Origin of the sequence: Flaviaestuariibacter flavus (assembly GCF_004337505.1) — a bacterium.
In the GTDB taxonomy this organism is placed as follows: Bacteria; Bacteroidota; Bacteroidia; order Chitinophagales; family Chitinophagaceae; genus Flavisolibacter; species Flavisolibacter flavus.
Map to the genome: position 1 here is coordinate 354,968 of NZ_SJZI01000050.1, position 21,300 is coordinate 376,267.

Consider the following 21,300-nt stretch of genomic DNA (forward strand, 5'->3'; position numbering starts at 1 on the left):
TGGTAAGTCGTTGTTGCCAATTAGCCAATAGACTAATTAACGAATCAACATGGAAATTCTGATCATAGACGACGAGCCGCGGAACATTTTTGCCCTCAAGGCTGTTTTGCAGTCGCGGGGCTACCGGGTGCAGTCGGCGGCTTCGGCGCCTGAGGGCATCGAGCGGCTGCGGCAGGGAGGCGGCATCGGCGTGGTGTTGCTCGACATGATGATGCCCGATATGGATGGTACGGAGGCGCTGGCAACCATCCGCGCCGACGAGCGGCTCCGGGGGCTGCCCGTTATTGCTGTGACAGCGAAGGCCATGACCGGCGATCGCGAAAAAGCCCTGGAGGCCGGCGCTGACGACTACATTTCAAAACCGGTGGACGTAGATAAACTGGTGGAGCTGCTGAAGCGTTACGAATAAGAAGGTTCTGAAGGGTTTGAACAATTATCTATCTCATCAATTAACCAATTGACATGATCGGGGATGCCGAGCTGGAGCTGTTGCTGAACGACTTGCTGGAAATACATGGCTACGATTTCTCTGATTATGCGCGGGCCTCGCTGAAGCGCCGTGTGAACCGCTTGCTCAGCCTTGACCGCTTTCCTTCTTTTGCGGAGTTCCGGTATCGCCTCCGCACCGACCCCGTTTACTTTCAACGATTCGTGGAGGAGATCACGGTGAACGTAACGGAAATGTTCCGCGACCCGGCCTTCTTCCGCGTGCTGCGCAACGAGGTGCTCAAAGTGCTTGCTACCTGGCCGCTCATCCGCATCTGGCACGCCGGCTGCGCCACCGGCGAGGAAGTGTATTCGATGGCCATCCTGCTGCACGAGGCCAACCTGCTGCATAAGTCGCTGCTTTACGCCACCGACCTCAACCCCGAGGCACTCGAGCGGGCGCGCAAGGGCATCTTTCCGCTGTCACATATGAAGGCCCATTCGGAGAACTACATGCAATCGGGCGGGCTGCGCGATTTTTCGGAATACTATACGGCGCGCTACGATCATGCCGTATTTAACCGCGAGCTCAGTTCCAAAATGATCTTCGCCACGCACAATCTCGTTTCCGACCGTTCCTTCAACGAGTTCCAGCTCATACTCTGCCGCAATGTGATGATCTATTTCGACAAGCCGCTCCAGGACCGGGTGCTGCGCCTCTTCGACGCCAGCCTCGAACCGCTTGGGTTTCTCTGTCTCGGCAGCAAGGAGAACCTCCGCTTTTCGCCGGTGGCACAGCATTTTACAGCATGGGGGAAAGAAAAGATATGGCGCAAGACGGGATGATACTGGCGATTGGCGGCTCGGCGGGAAGCCTGGAAGTGCTGTTGCAGGTGTTTCCCCTGCTCCGGCGAGGCCTGCCTTTCCCGATCGTGGTGATCACCCACCGCGCCAGCCAGGAGTCGGTGCTGGCAGAACTGCTCAGCAGCCGGACGGAATTGCCCGTGCGCGAAGCTGAAGACAAGGATGTCCTCCAGCCCGGTGCTATCATGGTAGCACCGCCCGGTTATCACCTGCTTGTGGAAGCGGACGGTTCCCTTTCGCTCGACTGCTCCGAGAAGATCCATTACAGCCGCCCCAGCATCGACGTCACCTTTGAAACCATTGCCGATAGCTACGGCAGCCGTGCCGTGGGGCTGCTGTTGTCGGGCGCCAACCACGATGGTGTAGCGGGCCTGGGACTTATCCGGGCCGCCGGTGGTGGTGCCTGGGCGCAGGATCCTGCCACGGCGCAGGTGGCTTTCATGCCGCAGGGTGCCGTCGATCGCGGCTTTGCCGACCGCATCCTGAAGCCGGGTGAGATGGCCGACGCCATCAATGCGCTTGGCTGAGTTCGCACGCTCAATGCGCGGTTTCATCCGATTTATTTCCACAGCCCTGGGCAGGCGGTATAGCTTTGAGTTATAAGCCCGTTTATGAGAGTATTGCTAACCCTGCTGGCAACCGTTTTTTCGCTTTACATATTGGCACAGGCACCCCGGACGCTTTCCTACACGTTTTCGTATGATACGGCCGCGGCAAAGCCCGCGCTTACGGTAGACCTGCGTTTCCGTGGCGATGTTTCGGGCACCACCGTACTGCGCCTGCCCGATGCGTGGGCGAGCCAGAAAGAACTCTGGAAAGCGGTTTCCGTGCTCGAATCAAAAACGCCGGGTGTACGCATCGATAGCGGTGCCGGGCCGGCGCAGCGCTTGCTGCGTCATGCACCGGGTGCCGGCATTCACCTGCGTTATGTGTTGCAACAGGATTGGGACGGCCCGCTCCTGTACCCGTATAACTACAGGGCGGTGCTCCGCAAAGAGTGGATGCAGGCAACCGGCTATGCTTTCGTAGTCCGGCCCGACTGGGCCAAAAGCCAGGCACTGCTGCTGCAGCTCGACTGGCGCGGGATGCCCGCGGGCTGGTGCCTTGCCAACAGCTTTCATGCAACGGGAAGAAACTGGCAGGGACGCTGCACCGCCGACAACCTCGATAATGTCCTCCTCGTGGCCGGTGATTTCCGGCTTTACCCGAAAAACATAGAGGGCAAGCCGGTGTATACCGCCATCCGGGGAAAGGAATGGTCTTTCGCGGATACGGAAATGGTAGCAAAGACGACCCGGATCATCGGTGGTGAACGCAATTTCTGGAAGCAGCATGATGAGCCCTACTTCCTTGTCAGCCTGGTGCCCTTTGAAGGCGGACCCGGCTTCAACATAAACGGGTCGGCCCTGCACCATGCGTTTTTCATGGGCATGTCGACCGATTCGCTGGCGGCTGCCCATATGCACGCGCTCCTGGCCCATGAATACATGCATCGCTGGATCGGCATCGGCCTCGTGCTGCGCGGCCGGGAAGAAGAGCAGTACTGGTTCAGCGAAGGATTCACGGAATACTATACGTACAAGACCTTGTTTCAAAACCGAATCATCGATACCGGTGAATATGTGGCGGCTGTAAACCGCACCGTATCGGAATATTATCTCTCGCCTAAACGGAATGCCCCAAATACAGCTGCCGCGGATTCGTTCTGGCTCGACCGCTCCTTCCAGCGCCTGCCCTATGTAAAAGGCTTCACGTTTGCCATGTACCTCGATGTGCAGCTGCAGCAGAAAAGCGGCGGAAAGCGTTCGCTCGACGGCGTAATGAAAAAGCTGCTTTCAAGCACCCCTCCGGGCGACTCGCTTTCTATAGACCGGTTTTTATCGGCCTTCGCCTCCGAAGGTGTCGCTGCGGGAAAGGCTTACCAGGACTGGATCCTGGCGGGTGGAACAGTGCCGGTGCCTCCGCTGCCGGAGTTGCGCGGCCTGCGCTTTACCGATGTAAACATGGGTTTTTTTGAGCTGGGTTTTGACGATAAGGAACTTAAAAAAGGGAAGCCGCTTTCGGGCGTGGTAGCGGGAAGCGAAGCGTGGAAGGCCGGTCTGCGCGACGGCCAGCTGTTGCAGGGGATGAACATTCATTTTGGCGACGCCACCAAGCCGGTAAAGATCAGTGTGCTCGATAACGGGCAATTGAAGCAGGTAAGCTACCTGCCCGTGCACCGCAACCGGGTACCGGTGCCGCAATATGAATTTACTGCAGCCCGCTGACCGTATTTATACGGTTTGATAAAAGGCATCGCGATGGCGGTGCCTTTTATTTATTACTGTGCCGGCTGTCGCTTAGCGGGCCGTTTCCAGCGGGAAGTAAATGCAGATGGAACAGCCTTTGTTGGGCGCCGAATCAATATCAACCGAGCCCTGGAAGACGTCGATGCGGTTCTTCATATTGTTGATGCCGAGCCCGCTGCGGGCGGCCTTCGTGTCGAAGCCCACGCCGTTGTCGCTGATGCAGATGGTCAGTTTGTCGCCGGCGTTGCCGATGTCGATACTGACCTTCGTGGCGCGGGCGTGCTTCACGATATTATTGAGCTGCTCCTGCAGGATACGGTAGATGGTCAGCCGGAGCCCGCTTTCGATCAGGTCGTCGGGCACCGTATACTGGAAATCGAGCGCAAAGAGGTTGAGCGCGCGGTACTGGCCGATGAGCTCTTCGAGCGTGGCGCGGAAGCCGATGTCGTAGATCACCGGCGTCACGAGGGCCTTGGAAAGGTTGCGGATCTCGGTGATGGCTTTTTGCAGCAGCCCGGCGCTTTTGTCAATATAGCCCGCCGACTGGTCGGGGTAGTAGCGGATATTTTCAATATACAGCTTGGCGGTGGTCAGCAGCTGGTTGACGTTGTCGTGCAGCTCCTTGCTGATCTCGCTGCGTTCCTTTTCCTGTGTGTTAATGATGGTACGGGCGATCTCCTTCTGGGTGTTGATCTTTTCGCGGAGCACCTTTTGCTCCAGCGCCCGTTTTTCGGTAACGTCGTTGGCGATCGCCATCACGTGGTAGCCTTCTTCGAGGTAGATACCATGCAGCGTCAGTTCCACCCAGATGGTGCGGCCGTCGGCCACGAGGTGCTGGGAGATGTTGTTCAGGCGCCCGGCGGGAAGGAAGTCGGGGCTCAGCAGCATGCGCTGCACCCGCTTTCGTTCCGCCTGCGGCTGCAGGTCGAGCACCGACATGGCGAGAAACTCCTCGCGGGTGTAGCCGTAATGATCGAGCGCCGCTTCGTTCACTTCCACAAAGTGAAGCGTTTCGCGGTTGAAGATCCACTTCGGCACCGGGCTCTGGTAAAACAGCAGGCGGTATTTTTCTTCCGACAGCAGGATCGTCTCTTCGATCTCCTTGCGTTCGGTGATGTCGCGCATATTGATTACCACCGCTTCGATATCGGGATCGTGGAGGTGGTTAACCAGGATGGCCTCCACCCAGCGGTAGGAGCCGTTCTTGGCGCGGAAGCGGAAGGGAGGAAGCAGCACTTCGGGTGTCTTGCTGATGTCTTGCCCCACCATCAGCACACGGGCGAAGTCGTCGGGGTGAATGGCCTCGAAGCCCACCACGCCCATCATTTCGTCGGGATGGTACCCTCCCAGCTTGTGAGCGTTGGGGCTGATGTAGGTAACGGCGAAGTTGCGGTCGAGCAGTACGATGACGTCGAGGCCCGACTGCACCATGGCGCGAAAGCGGCGCTCGCCGCGGCGGATGCGCAGTTCGCTTTCTTTCTGGCTCGTAACGTCGTGCACGGCGCCCACCATCCGCACCGCGCGCCCCTGCTCATTGCGCATGATGAGGGCGCGGTCTTCGAGGTGCAGCACGGTGCCGTCGGGACGCACAAAACGGTAATGATCCTGCCAGTAGCCGCGGGTGTTGTCCTTTATGGCCGCCTGCTGTTGTTCCACGACGCGCTCACGGTCTTCGGGATGAAGGTGTTCCCACCACATGCGATGCGCCTCGGCCACAGGGGGTTCGTGGCCCAGGATGCGAACGATGGATTGGTTGATATAGATATCGCCCGTTTCCAGGTTCCAGTCCCAGAGCACGTCGCTGGTGGCCTCGGAAACAAACTGGTGCCGCTCAAGCAGGGCACGGTAGCGGTGCTCGCTTTCGATGAGCATCCGCGTTTTTTCGATGCGGTCGGTGGCATCGAGCAGGAAGCCGAAAACGCCGGTGGGCTTGCCGTCGTGAAATTGCGGCACCACCGTGATCTGCCCCAGCTTGCGGCCGGCTGGCGTTGCGAATGCGAGGTAGCCGGTATCGGGCATCCCGTTGGCCGCATTTTCCAAAAGCTGCCGCGCAAGCCCTTGTTCTTCCGGTACCGGCAGGGCGCTGAAATCGAGCCCGATAACATCATCCTCCGGGAGCCCCAAAAACCGGCTTAGCAGCGTATTGCAGCTCCTCACGCGAAGGTCCGTGCCGGTTTGAAAAGACATCCGGTGGCCGGGAAGCGATACAAGGGCTTCGTGGTCCCGGAAGGTGGGGGTTGTTTCGTGGTTCATCGTCTTCAGGAGGGTACCTGTATTAATTCGGGTACGAAAGTTACGAAAGATGGGCACGGATTTCAGATTTCCGATTTCCGTTTTTGGATTTGTGCAACAAAAAGCCTCTTTCGAGGCTTTAAATCTGAAATCAGGAAATCAGAATACAAAATCACTCATAGGCCTGCTCGTGTACGCTTTTCACGGCGCGGCCCGAAGGATCGTTCATTTTCTTGAAGGCTTCGTCCCACTCCAGGGCGATGGCGGTGCTGCAGGCGACGGAGGGCTCGGAAGGCACGCAACGAGCCGCTTCTTCGCCCGGGAAATGCTCGGCGAAGATGCTCCTGTAGAAATACTCCTCCTTGCTGCGCGGTGTATTTACCGGGAAGCGGAAGGCCGCGTTGGCAAGCTGCTCGTCGCTGACGGCGTCGGAGGTCACTTTCTTGAGCGTGTCGATCCAGCTATAGCCCACGCCGTCGGAGAACTGCTCCTTCTGGCGCCAGGCCACTTCGGCAGGCAGGTAGTCTTCGAAAGCCTTGCGCAGGATCCACTTCTCGATCTTGCCGTTGCCGCTCATTTTATCTTTCGGGTTGCAGCGCATGGCCACGTCCATGAATTCCTTGTCGAGGAAAGGCACACGTCCTTCCACGCCCCAGGCGGCGAGCGATTTGTTGGCGCGGAGGCAGTCGTATAAATGCAGCTTGGAAAGCTTGCGTACCGTCTCTTCGTGGAAGGCTTTCGGGTCGGGCGCCTTGTGGAAATACAGGTAGCCGCCGAACAGCTCGTCGGAGCCTTCGCCGGTGAGCACCATCTTCACGCCCATCGATTTGATGACGCGTGCCAGCAGGTACATCGGCGTGGACGCACGGATGGTGGTGACGTCGTAGGTCTCGATATGGTAGATCACGTCGCGGATGGCGTCGAGTCCTTCCTGGATGGTGAAGTTGACCTCGTGGTGCACGGTGCCGATATGGTCGGCCACCTTGCGCGCGGCGATGAGATCGGGTGCGTCCTTGAGGCCGACGGCAAAGGAGTGCAGCTGGGGCCACCAGGCGTCCTTTAGGTCTTCGCTTTCCACGCGGCGCGCGGCGAATTTCTTGGCGATGGCTGAAATGACCGAAGAGTCGAGGCCACCCGATAGCAGCACGCCGTAGGGAACGTCCGACATCAGCTGGCGATGCACGGCTTCTTCGAGCGCCTTCTTCACCGCGGCGATATCGGTGTGGTTGTCTTTCACGTTGTCGTACTCCGTCCACTCGCGGCTGTACCAGCGCGTCGGCTGTGCATCGCCGCTGCGCAGGTAGTGACCTGCCGGGAACTCCTGGATCTTCGTGCATACGCCCGAAAGCGCCTTGAGCTCGGAGGCTACGTAAAAGGTGCCCCACTCATCCCAGCCCATATAGAGCGGGATGATACCCATATGGTCGCGGGCAATGAGGTAGCTGTTATCGTTGTGGTTGAAAAGCGCGAAGGCGAAGATGCCGTTGAGGTCTTCGAGAAAGCCGGCGCCTTTTTCTTCGTACAGGGCGAGGATCACCTCGCAGTCGGACTGCGTCTGGAACGTATAGGGATGCTGCAGGTTCTTTTTAAGCTCGCGGTGGTTATAGATCTCACCATTGACGGCCAGCGCCAGTGAGCCGTCGCCGTTGAAGAGCGGCTGTTTGCCCGAGGTGGGGTCTACGATCGAAAGCCGCTCGTGCACCAGGATGGAGCTTTCGCACATGAAGATGCCCGACCAGTCGGGGCCGCGGTGGCGCTGGCGCCGCGACATATTGAGGGCCTGGGGCCGGAGGTCTTCTGCTTTTTTCTTGAGGTCGAATACGCCTACGATTCCACACATACAATTTCAGTTTGAAGCGGGCCACGCAGGCCCGGCTGATAAAATAAATGCTTGCCCCTGGTGGGGGACAAGCATCGTATGAAAACAAATATAACAAAGATTGCAGATGTCTGATTTGTGATTCCGTATTTAAGCTGACCTTCACAAATCCAGCCTGGAATCAAAAATCATCATTTGTGTTCCAGCAGCCGGTCGATGGCGATGGACACGATCAGCAACAGGCGTCGCTCCCGGGGCGTAGCGCCTTCTCCGTCGATGTTCACGAAGTAAGTGTCCTGGCCGCGGGTTTCACCGGGTGTCGTTTCCGGTGCGAATGCGTGGATCTGCCCGAGGTGCAGGTATTCGCGGTCGATGATATTCATATCCCAGGTGCCCGTGGTGCCGGTTACTTCGCCGATCTTTTTGCCTTCTTCATTGAATACTTTGATGCGGGGCCTGCGGGCGGTATCCTTGTGTTTGAGAAAGCCGATGACTTTGTCGCGGCCGTCAACGATCTCGGTACGCGAGCGCAGGATGGTCCAGCCGCGGCGGATGGCGGCCACGGTACGGCCGCTGTTGTCGTGCAGTTCCAAGCGGAAGGGCAGGAGGGAAGCTTTCAGGAAGATCCGCCAGAAGCGAATCGCGAAACCGGTACGCTGGATCAGCGCGCCGGCCGGGTGGCCGGCATCGTCGAAAAGGCGCGAGCGGTTGCCGCCGCCGATGGCGGTACGCCGCTCTTCCACGTAATAGGAGCGGACACCGAAAAAGGCGTCCGCCTTCGTGGCTGATGTTTTCAACTCTGCGACCATAGGGAGATGTTTGCTGTAATTAAGCAAAAAAATCCCATTCGCCGGCATTTATTCGGCGTAGCGGCCCATGGGTTCGGCCATCAGCTGGGCCGCCACTTTATCGATGAGCTGGTTGAAATCAAAGGGTTTGGGCAGGAAGTCGTCTGCCATGCGCGCGCAGTCCGACCAGCTGTCGTCGCCCGACATCAGGATCACGCGCAGGTCGCGGGTGGCAGCGTCCTCGCGGAGCCGCCGGCAGAATTCGCTGCCGTTTTCATCGCCCAGGCCTACGTCGAGCAGCAACAGGGAAGGATGGTGCACCCGGATCTTGCGCTCCGCTTCGGCGGCGCTCCGGGCAAGAAAGGTTTCATAACCCTGACCTTTGAGAATGATCTGCGTTACGAGCAGCAGGTCGTCGTTGTCGTCGACCAGGAGGATCTTGGGTTGCATAGGCTGGCGTTTTTGAGTGGTGTCAGTCGCCACTTGGCAAAAAAGGGGCCAAAACGTGAGCCGTGAGCCGCGGGCAGGTTGGCGGTTACTAGTTTTGGGTTTTCAACTATATCCCTCCCTATTAGTGAGGGTTGGGTAGGGGCAGCGTTCACGGCTCACGGTTCACGATTCACGAAACATTAACGTAACCATGCATACGGGCAATATTCCCGGCGCATTAGCTTCAGCAGCAAATTATACTGCAAATGGAAACCTCCTCCGACGACGACGAAGGCGACCCTGCCGGTGCTCTCCGTCTCCTGCTCTTTGCCTCCTGCCTCCTGTTTTGCTACCAGCCCCAGTCGCGCCCGCGACCGCTCACCAGGGCCACCCACCCGGTAGCGCTCCGCACGCCTGCCACCCGGCAGCTGCCGCCCCCGAAATCGAAAAAACATCGGAAAAAGCTGTACCTCACCTTCGACGATGGCCCCAACAAGGGAACGGCCAACGTGTACCGCATTGTGTCGGACGAAGCCGTGCCGGTGACCTTTTTCATCGTGGGGGAGCACGTGTTCGACAGCCACTGGCAGCGCGCCCTCTACGACAGCCTCCAGGCTTCTCCGTGGATTGAAGTGTGCAACCACAGTTTTTCGCATGCCCGTCAGCGTTACCGGGCGTACTACAGCCTGCCCGACTCGGTGGTGGCCGACTTCCGCCGCACGCAGGATACCCTGGCGCTCGACAACCACGTAGCCCGTACCCCGGGCCGTAACTGCTGGCGTATCGACTCCCTGTGCTTCACCGACCTGAAAGCATCCACCGCCGCTGTCGACTCGCTGCATGCAGCGGGCTTTATCGTCATGGGCTGGGACGCGGAGTGGAGCTTTGATCACCGCCACTTCAACGTGGAGCAGGACGCGGCCACGCTGCTGCGGCAGATCGATTCCGTGTTCGCCCACAACCGCACGCGCCGCCCCGGCCACCTCGTGCTGCTGGCCCACGACCAGGCCTTCGGCAAGAGCGCCGATTCGCTGGAGCTGCGTCGCTTCCTGCAGGCACTCAAAGAGCGCGACGACCTGGAGCTGCTGCTGGCAACCGATTATCCCGGCGCCGCCCGCCCGGTGGGCCTGGCCCTGCGCTGAGGCGGCATCCGGCTACAGGCATGTCCGATGTTTCAGTGCACGTGCTGTTACATCATCTGCTTTCGTTATCTTGATGCTGAAAAGCTGCTGCTTGAAAAGTGTTACACCTCGTAGCAGCCGAAATCCGTCTTTGTCGAATGCTACCAATAAAACAGCCCCTGGTGTTCCCGCCGGGGGCTTTTTGTGAATCGTGAACCCGCGATGTGCGGCAAAAAGAAAGGATGCCAAAGGCATCCTTTCTTTTTAAACAGGCGTCAGCATTCACGATTGACGATCACCAGCCATCACCATCCAGCATATTGCCGAGGCCGCCGAGTACGGAGCCTTCTTCCTTGCGGCCACCCACCGAGCCGTATTGCAGCACGCGGCTGGCAAGGCGCGAGATGGGCAGCGACTGGATCCAGACAGTGCCGGGGCCGCGCAGCGTGGCGAAGAAAAGGCCCTCGCCGCCAAAGAAGGTGTTCTTGATACCGCCGATGAACTGGATGTCGTAGTCGCAGCTCGGCGTAAAGGCCACGATACAGCCCGTGTCGATCTTGAGCAGCTCGCCCGCTTGCAGGGTGCGCTCGATCACGTGGCCACCGGCGTGCACGAAGGCAAGGCCGTCGCCCTCGAGCTTTTGCATGATAAAGCCTTCACCGCCGAAAAGGCCGGTGCCGAGCTTGCGCTGGAACTCGATGCCGACGCTCACGCCCTTAGCGGCGCAAAGGAAGGCGTCTTTCTGGCAGATCATCTTGCCGCCGAGCCGCTGAAGGTTGAGCGGGATGATCTTGCCGGGGTAGGGGGAGGCAAAGGACACGCGGCGCTTGCCGTGGCCGATATTGGTGTAAGCCGTCATGAAGAGGTTTTCACCGGTGAGGAGGCGCTTGCCGGCCGAGAAGAGCTTGCCGAGCAGGCCGCCCTGCTGCTGCGAGCCGTCGCCGAAGATGGTCTGCATCTGGATGCCGTCGTCCATCATCATAAAGGCGCCAGGCTCGGCAACAGCCGTCTCCTGCGGATCGAGCTCGATCTCGATGCATTGCAGCTCTTCACCAAAAATCCGGAAATCTATTTCGTGCGAATTCATATCTGGGAAAGGTTTTAGGGTTCTGAGGTTTTGTGGTTACGAGGACCAAATTACTCTGGCTGGCGGAATGAAGGTGTCAAATTTTACCAAAAGCCGGATTCACGGGACGTGCGCCCGCCGGGTGCTTTTTTTTCACTTAAAAAAAAGTAAACGGAATGAACGCACCGGGAGCAAAAATAGTGGTGGCGCAACCCGGCGCTACCGGCCTTCGGTATAGATATTGCGAAAAAAACCAATAGAAATTCCGGCATCGGGCGGTCGGATTTCGCATCTGCAGCAACCTGCACCGATGCATGGGTTTTTATGTGCCCTCCGGTTAGACCTCCTGATTTTTTCTTTATGCTCTTCGGTAATGGCTAATGAATCATTTCACCAACGGCCTCAATGCCGGGTTACCCGCGCGTTGACGTTGGTGCCGTGCTTAAATGATCACCATTAACGAAACCGTGTAGTTATGTACCAACCGGATCGCTTCAGGAAAACCGCCACCGGCGTATGGACCCTCTTTGTCCTGCTCTTTTTCTCTTCGGTATCGGATGCGCAGTACAGTTTTTCGGCCAGCGGGCTGAAGCTGAACGGCGCCACGATCTTCAACCCGACGTCCATCCAGTTCGGGCCCGACAAGCGCCTCTATATTTCCGAGCAGGCGGGATTTATCCGAATCTATACGATCAAGCGTAATGGGCCCAATGATTATTCGGTTACCTCCTTCGAAACGATCACGTTGGTAAGGCAGATCCCGAATCATAACGACGACGGAACGTTGAACACCACGGTTACCGAAAGGCAGATCACCGGCATCCTGCTGCGGGGCACTGCCGCTAACCCGGTTATTTATGTGAGCTCCAGCGATAGCCGCATCGGCGGTCCCAGCGGCGAAACCAACCTGGACACTAACTCGGGTATCATTTCCATGCTTACCTGGAACGGTACGGCCTGGGTGAAAATCGACCTGGTGCGGGGACTGCCGCGCTCGGAAGAAAATCACTCGGTCAACGGCATGCAGCTCGACGATCAGACCAATACTTTGTTCCTTGCGGTGGGTGGCCATACCAATGCCGGATCGCCTTCCACCAATTTTAATTTTACAACGGAGTACGCGCTTTCGGCCGCTATTCTTTCCATCAACCTGAATGCGATCATGGCGATGCCGACGAAAGGCAGCGGTAATAACACCTACAAGTATGATCTGCCTACGCTCGATGATCCTACGCGCAGCAACAATCCCGATGGTACCGATATCAACGATCCCTTCGGTGGCAATGACGGGCTCAACCAGGCCATGCTCGTTTCCGGGGGACCGGTGCAGATCTATTCGGCCGGTTATCGCAACGCCTACGACATCGTGCTGACCAAGGCACGGAAGCTTTACACCATCGATAACGGCGCCAACCAGGGCTGGGGCGGTTACCCCGCCGGAGAAGGCACCGCCAACGTTACGAATAACTATGTGTCGGGTGAGCCCGGCTCCACTACCGGCACGCCCACCGAACCCGTGGTGAACAACCTCGATAACTTTCACTATATCGGATCCATAGATACGTACACGCCGGGCTCCTTCTATGGCGGGCATCCATGTCCGGTAAGGGCTAACCCGGCAGGTGCCGGATTGTATACGCATAACGGAACAACCGGCGTTTTCCGCACCAGCAAAACGGGCCCCAACCCCTTGCCGGCCAACTGGCCGCCGGTGCCCGTAAGTATGGCGGATTCGAGGCAGGGCGATTTCCGGATGCCGGGAACCGAAGACGGCTCCCCGCTGACGTTCAGCTCGTCTACGAACGGCATCACCGAATACACCGCTTCTAATTTCAATGGTGCGTTGAAAGGAGCACTGCTGGCGGCGGAATACGACGGTTCGATCGCAATCATCAAGCTTACTGCCGACGGCACCGGTGTTACCAATGCGAAAAACGCCACCACCAAACTCAATCAGGAACCTCCCTTCGCTTCCAACTTCGGCTCCTCGCCGCTCGACCTGGTGGCGCAGGGCGACAACGATATTTTTCCCGGAAGTGTCTGGGCGGTCACCTATGGCAATGATGCGGTGACCATCTTCGAGCCGCAGGATGTTGCCAACTGTACCGGTGCCAACAATACGTCCGACGATGATGGCGACGGCTATACCAATGCCGACGAGATCGCCAACGGAACCAATCCCTGCTCCGCTGCCAGCAGACCGCCGGATTTCGACGGAGACCATATTTCCGATCTTAACGACCCGGATGACGATAACGACGGCATCAACGACAAGAATGATTTCTTTGCGCTGGATCCCAACAACGGAAGCACGACCTCCTTGCCCGTGCACTATAACCTGTTCAACAACGATCCCGGAACGGGCTTCTTCGGGCTTGGCTTTACAGGGCTGATGGTCAACCGCGACAGCGATTACCTGAAATTGTTCAGCAGTGATAACCTCATTGCCGGCGGGGCAGTGGGTGCTTTTTCGGTGGTAAATGTTCCCGCAGGCAATGCGCTGGGATCGGCAAACACCCAGCAGAATGCCTTCCAGTTTGGCGTGCGAACGAATGGCGTGCCCTTTACGCTTCGCTCCCGGATGACCGGACCTTTCTTTAACAACCAGACGCCGCAGGGGGCGCAATCGCAGGGCGTGTACCTCGGCACCGGCGACCAGGATAATTATATCAAGATCGTACTCAATGCCAACGGCGGTGCCGGCGGTATCCAGGTTGTGTATGAAAATGCAGGCGTTGCCAGCAGCAGCCAGTATGCGATCGCCGGCGGCATTCCGGCATCGCAGCTCGACCTGCTGCTGAAGTTCAATCCCGCTACCAACAGCGTGCAGGCGGCCTATGCATCGGGCACCGGTGGCGCTGTGACCAATGCCGGATCGCCGGTAGTGGTTAGCGGTGCCCTGCTGAATGCCCTGAAAGGAACGACGACCCTGGCCGCAGGCATTATCTCCACTTCCAGCGGCGGACAGAAATTTACCGCTACCTGGGACTATATCTACCTTGATGCGGATGCGGTCACCGCAACGGGCAGCTGGCAGATCATTACGCCCACCACGGGCAACTTCACGCCCCGCGAAGAGAATGCCTACGTGCAGGCCGGCAACAGGTTCTACCTGCTTGGCGGGCGCGGCAACAAGCCCGTGCAGGAATACAATCCCGCAACGAAAGCCTGGGTGGACAAGGCCAGCCAGCCGCTGGAACTGCACCACTTCCAGGCAGTGACCCTGGATGGATTGATCTATGCGGTGGGTGCCTTTACCGGTCCCTACCCGCATGAGACACCCGTTGCCAATGTGTATTTATACAACCCGGCTTCCGACAAGTGGCTTACGGGCGCTTCCATTCCGCAGGCACGCCGCCGCGGAGGGGGCGGAGCGGTGGTGTACAACAACAAGATCTACCTCGTGGGCGGCATCACCGACGGCCACTGGGCCGGTTGGGTGAAATGGTTCGACGAATACGACCCGGCCACCAATACCTGGAGGGCCCTCCCGGATGCGCCGCGCGAACGCGACCACGTGCAGGTGACCGTCGTGAACAACAAGCTTTACGTGGCCGGCGGGCGCCGCTCTTCGGCAAGCACCGGCCAGGATTTTGACTTCGTGGTGGTGGAAGTGGATGTTTATGATTTCGCAACCGGCACCTGGTCGACGCTGCCGGCGGGCAGCAATATTCCAACACCGCGGTCGGGCGCAAGCAACGTGGTGCTGGGCAATGAGGTGATCGTAATCGGGGGCGAGAGTGCCGCGCAGACCGCCGCCCACGTGCAGACCGAAGCGCTTGATGTGACCACCGGCACCTGGCGCCGCCTCGCCGACCTGCAGCAGGGACGCCACGGCACACAGGCCATCGCCAGCAACGGCGGCATCTACACCGCCGCCGGCCCGGGCAACCGCGGGGGCACCCCACTACTGACCACGCAGGAAGCCTTCTACTTCTTCTCGGCCACGACGCCGACAGGAACGGCGCTGACGCAAAGCCAGTTGTCGGTGCCGGCTTCCCTCAGCTTCGGAACGGTGGGCGTGAACAGCTCTTCGACCCTGTCGCTGCAGTTGTCGAACACGACGGGCAACCAGGGGATATTGATTTCCTCCATTACCCTTACCGGCGCGGCTTCCTTTACCTATACCTCGTCGAGGGCCCTGCCCTTCGTGCTCGCACCGGGTCAGAGCGCAACGATCAGCGTTAAGTTCCAGCCGACCGCTACGGGCAGCCAGACGGCAAACCTGGTCATCGCCCACTCGGGCTCGAATGCCAGCACAACGACGGCTCTCAGCGGCACGGGTGGTACCACGACCGTATCCGCCTCTTACCGGATCAATGCCGGCGGCCCGCAGGTGACCAACAGCATCGGCACTTTTGCGGCGGATAATTATTTCTCGCCATCGCCCGGAAATATCCACGATACCACGGCGGCCATCAACGGCACGACCGACGATGCCATCTACCAGAGCGAGCGCTGGGGCAACAACTTTGACTATGCCTTCCCGGTAAATAACGGGCAGTACAAAGTAGTGCTGCACTTCGCCGAGACCTACTGGACCACCGCCGGCAGCCGCGTGTTCGACGTAACGATCGAAGGGGTAAAGGTGCTCGACAATTACGACATCGTGGCTAAAGTGGGCGCCTTTACCGCCACTACCGAAACCTTTACGGTTGGCGTAACGGATGGCATGCTCAACATCAACTTCAGCTCACTCACCGCTGCCGGCGGGAAGGACAATGCGAAGGTGTCCGCTATCGAGGTGCTGCCGGTGAACAGCAATGGGCAGACCCTGAGTTCCTTTACGCTGGTGAATTCCACCAACGAGCAGGACATCCAGACCGTGGCCAATGGCGTTACGATCAACCTGGCAACGCTGCCGGGCCGCAACCTGAACATCCGCGCCAACACTTCGCCCGCAACCGTAGGCAGCGTGGTGTTTGCGCTGAGCGGCACGCAAACGAGAAACGTTACCGAATCGGGCGCGCCTTATTCGCTCTTTGGCGATAACGCAGGGAATTATAATGACTGGACGCCGGCTGTTGGCACCTACACGCTGAAAGCAACGCCCTATACGGGTTCGGGCGGAACGGGCACAGCGGGCACACCGCTCACCATCACGTTTACCGTGACCGACCAGGCGGGCAGCAACCAGCCGCCGGTGGCCAATGCGGGATCTGACAAGACGATTACGCTTCCCTCCAGCTCTACTACGCTCAACGGCTCGGGCACCGATGCGGGCGGCAGCATTGCCGGCTACAGCTGGAGCCAGGTGAGCGGTCCCAACACCGCAACCTTCAGCAGCACCACCGTTGCCGCACCCACGGTGAGCGGGCTGGTACAAGGCAGCTATGTCTTTGCCCTTGTGGTGACCGACAACCAGGGAGCTTCGAGCACTCCCGACCAGGTGACTGTTACCGTCAACCCCGCTGGTACCACCTCGCAGGCCCTGAGCTCGTTCACGCTGGTGAATGCCAGCAATGAGCAGGACATCCAGACACTCGTCAACGGGGCTACTATTAACCTGGCTACTTTACCCAGCCAGAGCCTGAACATCCGCGCCAACACAACGCCGGCAACGGTAGGCAGCGTTGTGTTTGTGCTGACGGGCCAGCAATCGAAAAACGCGACCGAGACCACGGCGCCCTATGCGCTATTCGGAGACAATTCGGGTAACTACAACGCCTGGACGCCGGCCGTTGGTTCCTATACCCTGAAAGCGACACCTTACACGGGCCCGGGCGGGACCGGTACCGCGGGCACGCCGCTGACGGTGAGCTTTACCGTGGTCAACAATCCGCCGGTTGCCGCCCGCCGCGGCAGCGCCGCTACCGGCAGCGAGGCGGGAAGCGCCGACAGCCTGGGCCTGGTTGTCTATCCCAACCCAACGACAGGGCAGCTTACCGTGCGCTTTGGCGGGGTGGTGCAGGGGTTGGTGTCGTATACGCTTTTTGCCCCGGAAGGGAGCCGTGTGGTGGCGGCGAAGCAGGTGCTGCCCGCTACTTCGGTGATGTACCTCGACCTGGGTAAATACCATATCGGTAGCGGAACTTATTACCTCGACGTGCGGGTGGGAAAACGAAGGGAAACAATACCGGTTGTACTCACATCCGGCCATTAGAGCCTGAGGCCGGGGTATTGAACGAAACAGCGGGCCTGACGGCAAGGCTCCGGATATGCTTATGCTAACCTTAAACAATAAAACCAACCATGATGTTCCGACAAGTTTCCTGCAGGCGCGTTTGCGTCAGTGCCGTACTTCCCTTCCTGCTGCTCCTGCTGCATATTCCAGCGGCGCGGGCGCAATTCAGCTTTTCTTCCAGCGGCCTCAAGCTGATGGCGGGCGCCACGATATTCAATCCCACGTCACTCCAGTTTGGTCCCGACAACCGCCTCTATATCGCCGAGCAGGCGGGCTTCATCCGCATCCATACCATCCGGCGCAATGGTCCGAATGATTATGTCACTACCGCCTTTGAAACCATTTCGCTGATCAACGCGATACCGAACCACGACGACAACGGCGTGGTAAATGCATCAGAAACCCATCGCCAGATAACGGGCATCCTCGTAACAGGCACGGCCGCCAACCCGGTGATCTACGTCAGCTCCAGCGACTACCGGGCCGCCACGGGCGCAGGACTTGAAACGAACCTGGATACGAACTCCGGCATCATCTCGATGCTCACCTGGAACGGCAGCGCCTGGGTGAAGATGGACCTGGTGCGCGGACTGCCACGCTCGGAGGAATACCACTCCGTCAACGGCATGCAGCTCGACGGGCAGACCAACACGTTGTTTGTGGCAGTGGGCGGTCACACCAATGCCGGATCGCCTTCCACCAATTTCAACTACACCTGCGAGTATGCCCTTTCGGCAGCTATTCTTTCCATCAACCTGAATGCGATCATGGCACTGCCCACCAAAGGCAGCGGCAACAATGCCTACAAGTATGACCTGCCTACGCTCGATGATCCCACCCGCGCCAATAACCCCGACGGATCCGATGTGAACGATCCCTTCGGCGGCAACGACGGGTTGAACCAGGCCATGCTTGTTCCCGGGGGACCGGTGCAGATCTATTCTTCCGGCTACCGCAACGCCTACGACATCGTGCTGACCAAGGCACGGAAGCTCTACACCATCGACAATGGCGCCAACCAGGGCTGGGGCGGCTACCCCGCCGGCGAAGGCACCGCCAACGTCACGAACAACTATGTGCCGGGCGAGCCGGGCTCAACAACGCCAACAGCCAATGAAGGAACGGTCAATAACCTCGACAACTTCCACTATATCGGCAATATCGACACCTATGTTCCCGGCAGCTATTACGCCGGGCATCCCAACCCGATACGCGCCAACCCGGCCGGGGCGGGCCTGTATACCCACGATGGCACCACCGGGGTATTCCGCACCAGCACCACGGGTGCCAATCCCTTGCCGGCTAACTGGCCGCCGGTGCCCGTAAGTATGGCCGACCCGCGGCAGGGCGATTTCCGGATGCCGGGAACCGAAGACGGCTCCCCGCTGACGTTCACCTCCTCTACCAACGGCATCACCGAGTACACCGCGTCCAACTTTAACGGCGCGCTGAAAGGCTGCCTGCTGGCCGCAGAATATAATGGGACTATCGCGCTCATTAAGCTCACCGCCGACGGCACCGGTGTTACCAATGCCCGCGACCCCATGACCAAACTCAACCAGGAACCGGATTTTGCGTCCAATTTCGGCGCCACCCCGCTCGACCTGGTGGCGCAGGGCGACAACGATATCTTCCCCGGAACCGTATGGGCCATCACCTACGGTGCCGACGCCGTGACCATCTTCGAGCCGCAAACTGTCACCTGCACCGGCGCCAACAATACTTCGGACGAGGATGGCGACGGCTATACCAATGCCGACGAAATTGCCAACGGCACCAACCCCTGCTCGGGGGCCAGCAAGCCTGCTGATTTCGACCAGGATCATATCTCCGACCTCAACGACCCGGACGATGACAACGACGGCATCAACGACAAGACTGATTTTTTCGCTATCGATGCAAGTAACGGGGGCACAACGGGTCTCCCCGTTGCGTATAACCTTTTCAATAACGATCCCGGTACCGGGTTCTTCGGCATCGGATTCACCGGGCTGATGACCAATGGCATTAGCGATTACCGGGCGCTGTATGACGAGAATAACCTGATCGCCGGCGGCGCGATCGGCGCCTTTTCGATAGTAAACGTACCTGCGGGCGACGCACTCGGCACCCTGAATTCGCAGCAATATGCTTTCCAGTTCGGCGTAAAAACCAACGGGGTTGCTTTTACGATGCGCTCGGGCATGACGGGTCCTTTCTTCAACAATGCAACGCCACAGGGTTCGCAGTCGCAGGGCATTTACCTTGGCAACGGCGACCAGGACAATTACCTGAAGATCGTGCTGAACGCCAACGGCGGCGCGGGCGGCATCCAGGTGGTGTATGAAAACGCGGGCGTGGCAGCGAGCAGCCAGTACCCGCTTCCCGGCGGCATCCCCGGCACTACACTTGACCTGCTGCTGAAATATGATCCGGTTGCCAATACCATACAGCCGGCCTATGCAGTCAACCGCGGCACGGTAGTGAACGTTGGCGCTCCGGTGGTAGTGAGTGGTGCTGTTCTGAACGCGTTGAAAGGCACTACGACACTGGCGGCCGGGGTGATCGCAACATCCAGGGGCGGCACTCCATTTACGGCAACCTGGGATTTTGTCAACCTGGCTGCCGACGTGGCTGCGCCAACGGCCAGCTACCGCGTTAATGCAGGAGGTGCGCAGGTGACCAACAGCATCGGCGTTTTCGCTGCAGACAACAGCTTTTCGCCCGCGCCGGGAAATACCTTTACTACGTCAGCAGCTATCAGTAATACAACGGATGATGCCATTTATCAAAGCGAGCGCTGGGGCAACAACTTCAGCTATGCTTTCCCGGTAAGCAACGGCCAGTACAAGGTGGTGCTGCACTTTGCGGAGATCTACTGGACAGCGGCCAACAGCCGCGTGTTTGACGTAACCATCGAGGGTGTACGCGTACTCGATAACTACGACATCTTTGCCAAGGTGGGTGCCTTCGCGGCCACCACCGAAACCTTTACGGTGAACGTAACCGACGGCGTGCTGAACATCGGCTTCAGCTCGCTCACCGCAGCCGGTGGAAAGGATAACGCGAAGGTGTCCGCCATCGAGATCCTGGGCGCAAGCGCCGCTAACCAGCCGCCGGTGGCCAATGCCGGGCCGGATGTAACGATCACGCTTCCCACCAGTTCTGCTACACTTAACGGCTCGGGCACCGATGCGGGCGGCAGCATTGCCGGCTACAGCTGGAGCCAGGTAAGCGGACCGAATACAGCGACGTTCAGCAGTAAAACGGTTTCCAATCCCACGGTCAGCGGCCTTGTAGCGGGTACCTATGTGTTTGCCCTGGTAGTGACGGACAACCAGGGCGCCACCAGCGCAGCCGATCAGGTGGCCGTTGCGGTAATCGCCGCGCCGGTTACGACGTTTTACCGTATTAATGCGGGCGGCGCGCAGGTGACCAACAGCATCGGCGTTTTCGCGGCGGATAATTATTTCACGCCATCGCCCGGCAACCGGTATAGCACCACCTCGGCCATTGCCAATACAACGGATGATGCCATTTATCAAAGCGAGCGCTGGGGCAACAACTTCAGCTATGCTTTCCCGGTAAGCAACGGCCAGTACAAGGTGGTGCTGCACTTTGCGGAGATCTACTGGACAGCGGCCAACAGCCGCGTGTTTGACGTAACCATCGAGGGTGTACGCGTACTCGATAACTACGACATCTTTGCCAAGGTGGGTGCCTTCGCGGCCACCACCGAAACCTTTACGGTGAACGTAACCGACGGCGTGCTGAACATCGGCTTCAGCTCGCTCACCGCAGCCGGTGGAAAGGATAACGCGAAGGTGTCCGCCATCGAGATCCTGGGCGCAAGCGCCGCTAACCAGCCGCCGGTGGCCAATGCCGGGCCGGATGTAACGATCACGCTTCCCACCAGTTCTGCTACACTTAACGGCTCGGGCACCGATGCGGGCGGCAGCATTGCCGGCTACAGCTGGAGCCAGGTAAGCGGACCGAATACAGCGACGTTCAGCAGTAAAACGGTTTCCAATCCCACGGTCAGCGGCCTTGTAGCGGGTACCTATGTGTTTGCCCTGGTAGTGACGGACAACCAGGGCGCCACCAGCGCAGCCGATCAGGTGGCCGTTGCGGTAATCGCCGCGCCGGTTACGACGTTTTACCGTA

12 protein-coding genes are annotated in these 21,300 nt (G+C 58.9%); 7 read left to right on the forward strand and 5 right to left on the reverse strand.

Going from position 1 to position 21,300, the window contains the following annotated elements:
- Positions 1 to 49 precede the first annotated feature (49 nt).
- From EPD60_RS15555 to EPD60_RS15570, 4 genes are all read left to right on the forward strand, one after another.
- Positions 50 to 409 carry a response regulator gene (locus EPD60_RS15555; protein ID WP_131450429.1) on the forward strand — a complete coding sequence of 120 codons (360 nt, stop codon included), beginning with the start codon at positions 50 to 52 and terminating at the stop codon, positions 407 to 409.
- A gap of 53 nt (positions 410 to 462) precedes the next feature.
- Positions 463 to 1,272, forward strand: coding sequence for a CheR family methyltransferase (locus EPD60_RS15560; RefSeq protein ID WP_131450430.1), 810 nt, complete (start codon positions 463 to 465; stop codon positions 1,270 to 1,272).
- Positions 1,254 to 1,817, forward strand: a complete 564-nt coding sequence (locus EPD60_RS15565) for a chemotaxis protein CheB (protein ID WP_131450431.1) — start codon at positions 1,254 to 1,256, stop codon at positions 1,815 to 1,817. The genes EPD60_RS15560 and EPD60_RS15565 overlap by 19 nt, the downstream gene beginning before the upstream one ends.
- Before the next feature lie 84 nt (positions 1,818 to 1,901).
- Positions 1,902 to 3,557, forward strand: coding sequence for a M61 family metallopeptidase (locus EPD60_RS15570; RefSeq protein ID WP_131450432.1), 1,656 nt, complete (start codon positions 1,902 to 1,904; stop codon positions 3,555 to 3,557).
- 72 nt (positions 3,558 to 3,629) lie between these two features.
- Here the strand turns inward: EPD60_RS15570 and EPD60_RS15575 are convergent, their stop codons facing one another.
- The 4 genes from EPD60_RS15575 to EPD60_RS15590 all read right to left on the reverse strand — a co-directional run bounded on the left by EPD60_RS15575 (position 3,630) and on the right by EPD60_RS15590 (position 8,867).
- Positions 3,630 to 5,831, reverse strand: coding sequence for a PAS domain-containing sensor histidine kinase (locus tag EPD60_RS15575; protein WP_131450433.1), 2,202 nt, complete (start codon positions 5,829 to 5,831; stop codon positions 3,630 to 3,632).
- Positions 5,832 to 5,982: 151 nt separating this feature from the next.
- Positions 5,983 to 7,650 (reverse strand): asparagine synthase B, encoded by a 1,668-nt coding sequence (gene asnB / locus EPD60_RS15580; RefSeq protein WP_131450434.1) that lies wholly within the window; start codon positions 7,648 to 7,650, stop codon positions 5,983 to 5,985.
- A 170-nt stretch (positions 7,651 to 7,820) separates the two neighbouring features.
- Entirely contained in the window at positions 7,821 to 8,438 is a 618-nt protein-coding gene (locus tag EPD60_RS15585; RefSeq protein WP_131450435.1) for an LURP-one-related/scramblase family protein, read from the reverse strand.
- 48 nt (positions 8,439 to 8,486) lie between these two features.
- On the reverse strand, positions 8,487 to 8,867 hold the full coding sequence (locus EPD60_RS15590) for a response regulator (protein WP_131450436.1): 381 nt from the start codon (positions 8,865 to 8,867) through the stop codon (positions 8,487 to 8,489).
- A 245-nt stretch (positions 8,868 to 9,112) separates the two neighbouring features.
- Here EPD60_RS15590 and EPD60_RS15595 point away from each other — a divergent pair, with 245 nt between their 5' ends.
- Positions 9,113 to 9,988, forward strand: coding sequence for a polysaccharide deacetylase family protein (locus EPD60_RS15595; RefSeq protein WP_131450437.1), 876 nt, complete (start codon positions 9,113 to 9,115; stop codon positions 9,986 to 9,988).
- Between the two features lie 274 nt (positions 9,989 to 10,262).
- Here EPD60_RS15595 and EPD60_RS15600 read toward each other — a convergent pair whose 3' ends face one another.
- Positions 10,263 to 11,054: a TIGR00266 family protein gene (locus EPD60_RS15600; protein ID WP_131450438.1), complete on the reverse strand. Its 792-nt coding sequence runs from the start codon at positions 11,052 to 11,054 to the stop codon at positions 10,263 to 10,265.
- Between the two features lie 454 nt (positions 11,055 to 11,508).
- Here EPD60_RS15600 and EPD60_RS15605 point away from each other — a divergent pair, with 454 nt between their 5' ends.
- On the forward strand, positions 11,509 to 17,136 hold the full coding sequence (locus EPD60_RS15605) for a Kelch repeat-containing protein (protein WP_131450439.1): 5,628 nt from the start codon (positions 11,509 to 11,511) through the stop codon (positions 17,134 to 17,136).
- A gap of 89 nt (positions 17,137 to 17,225) precedes the next feature.
- Positions 17,226 to 21,300 (forward strand): malectin domain-containing carbohydrate-binding protein (locus EPD60_RS15610; protein WP_131450440.1); only part of this gene is annotated, 4,075 nt, incomplete at its 3' end.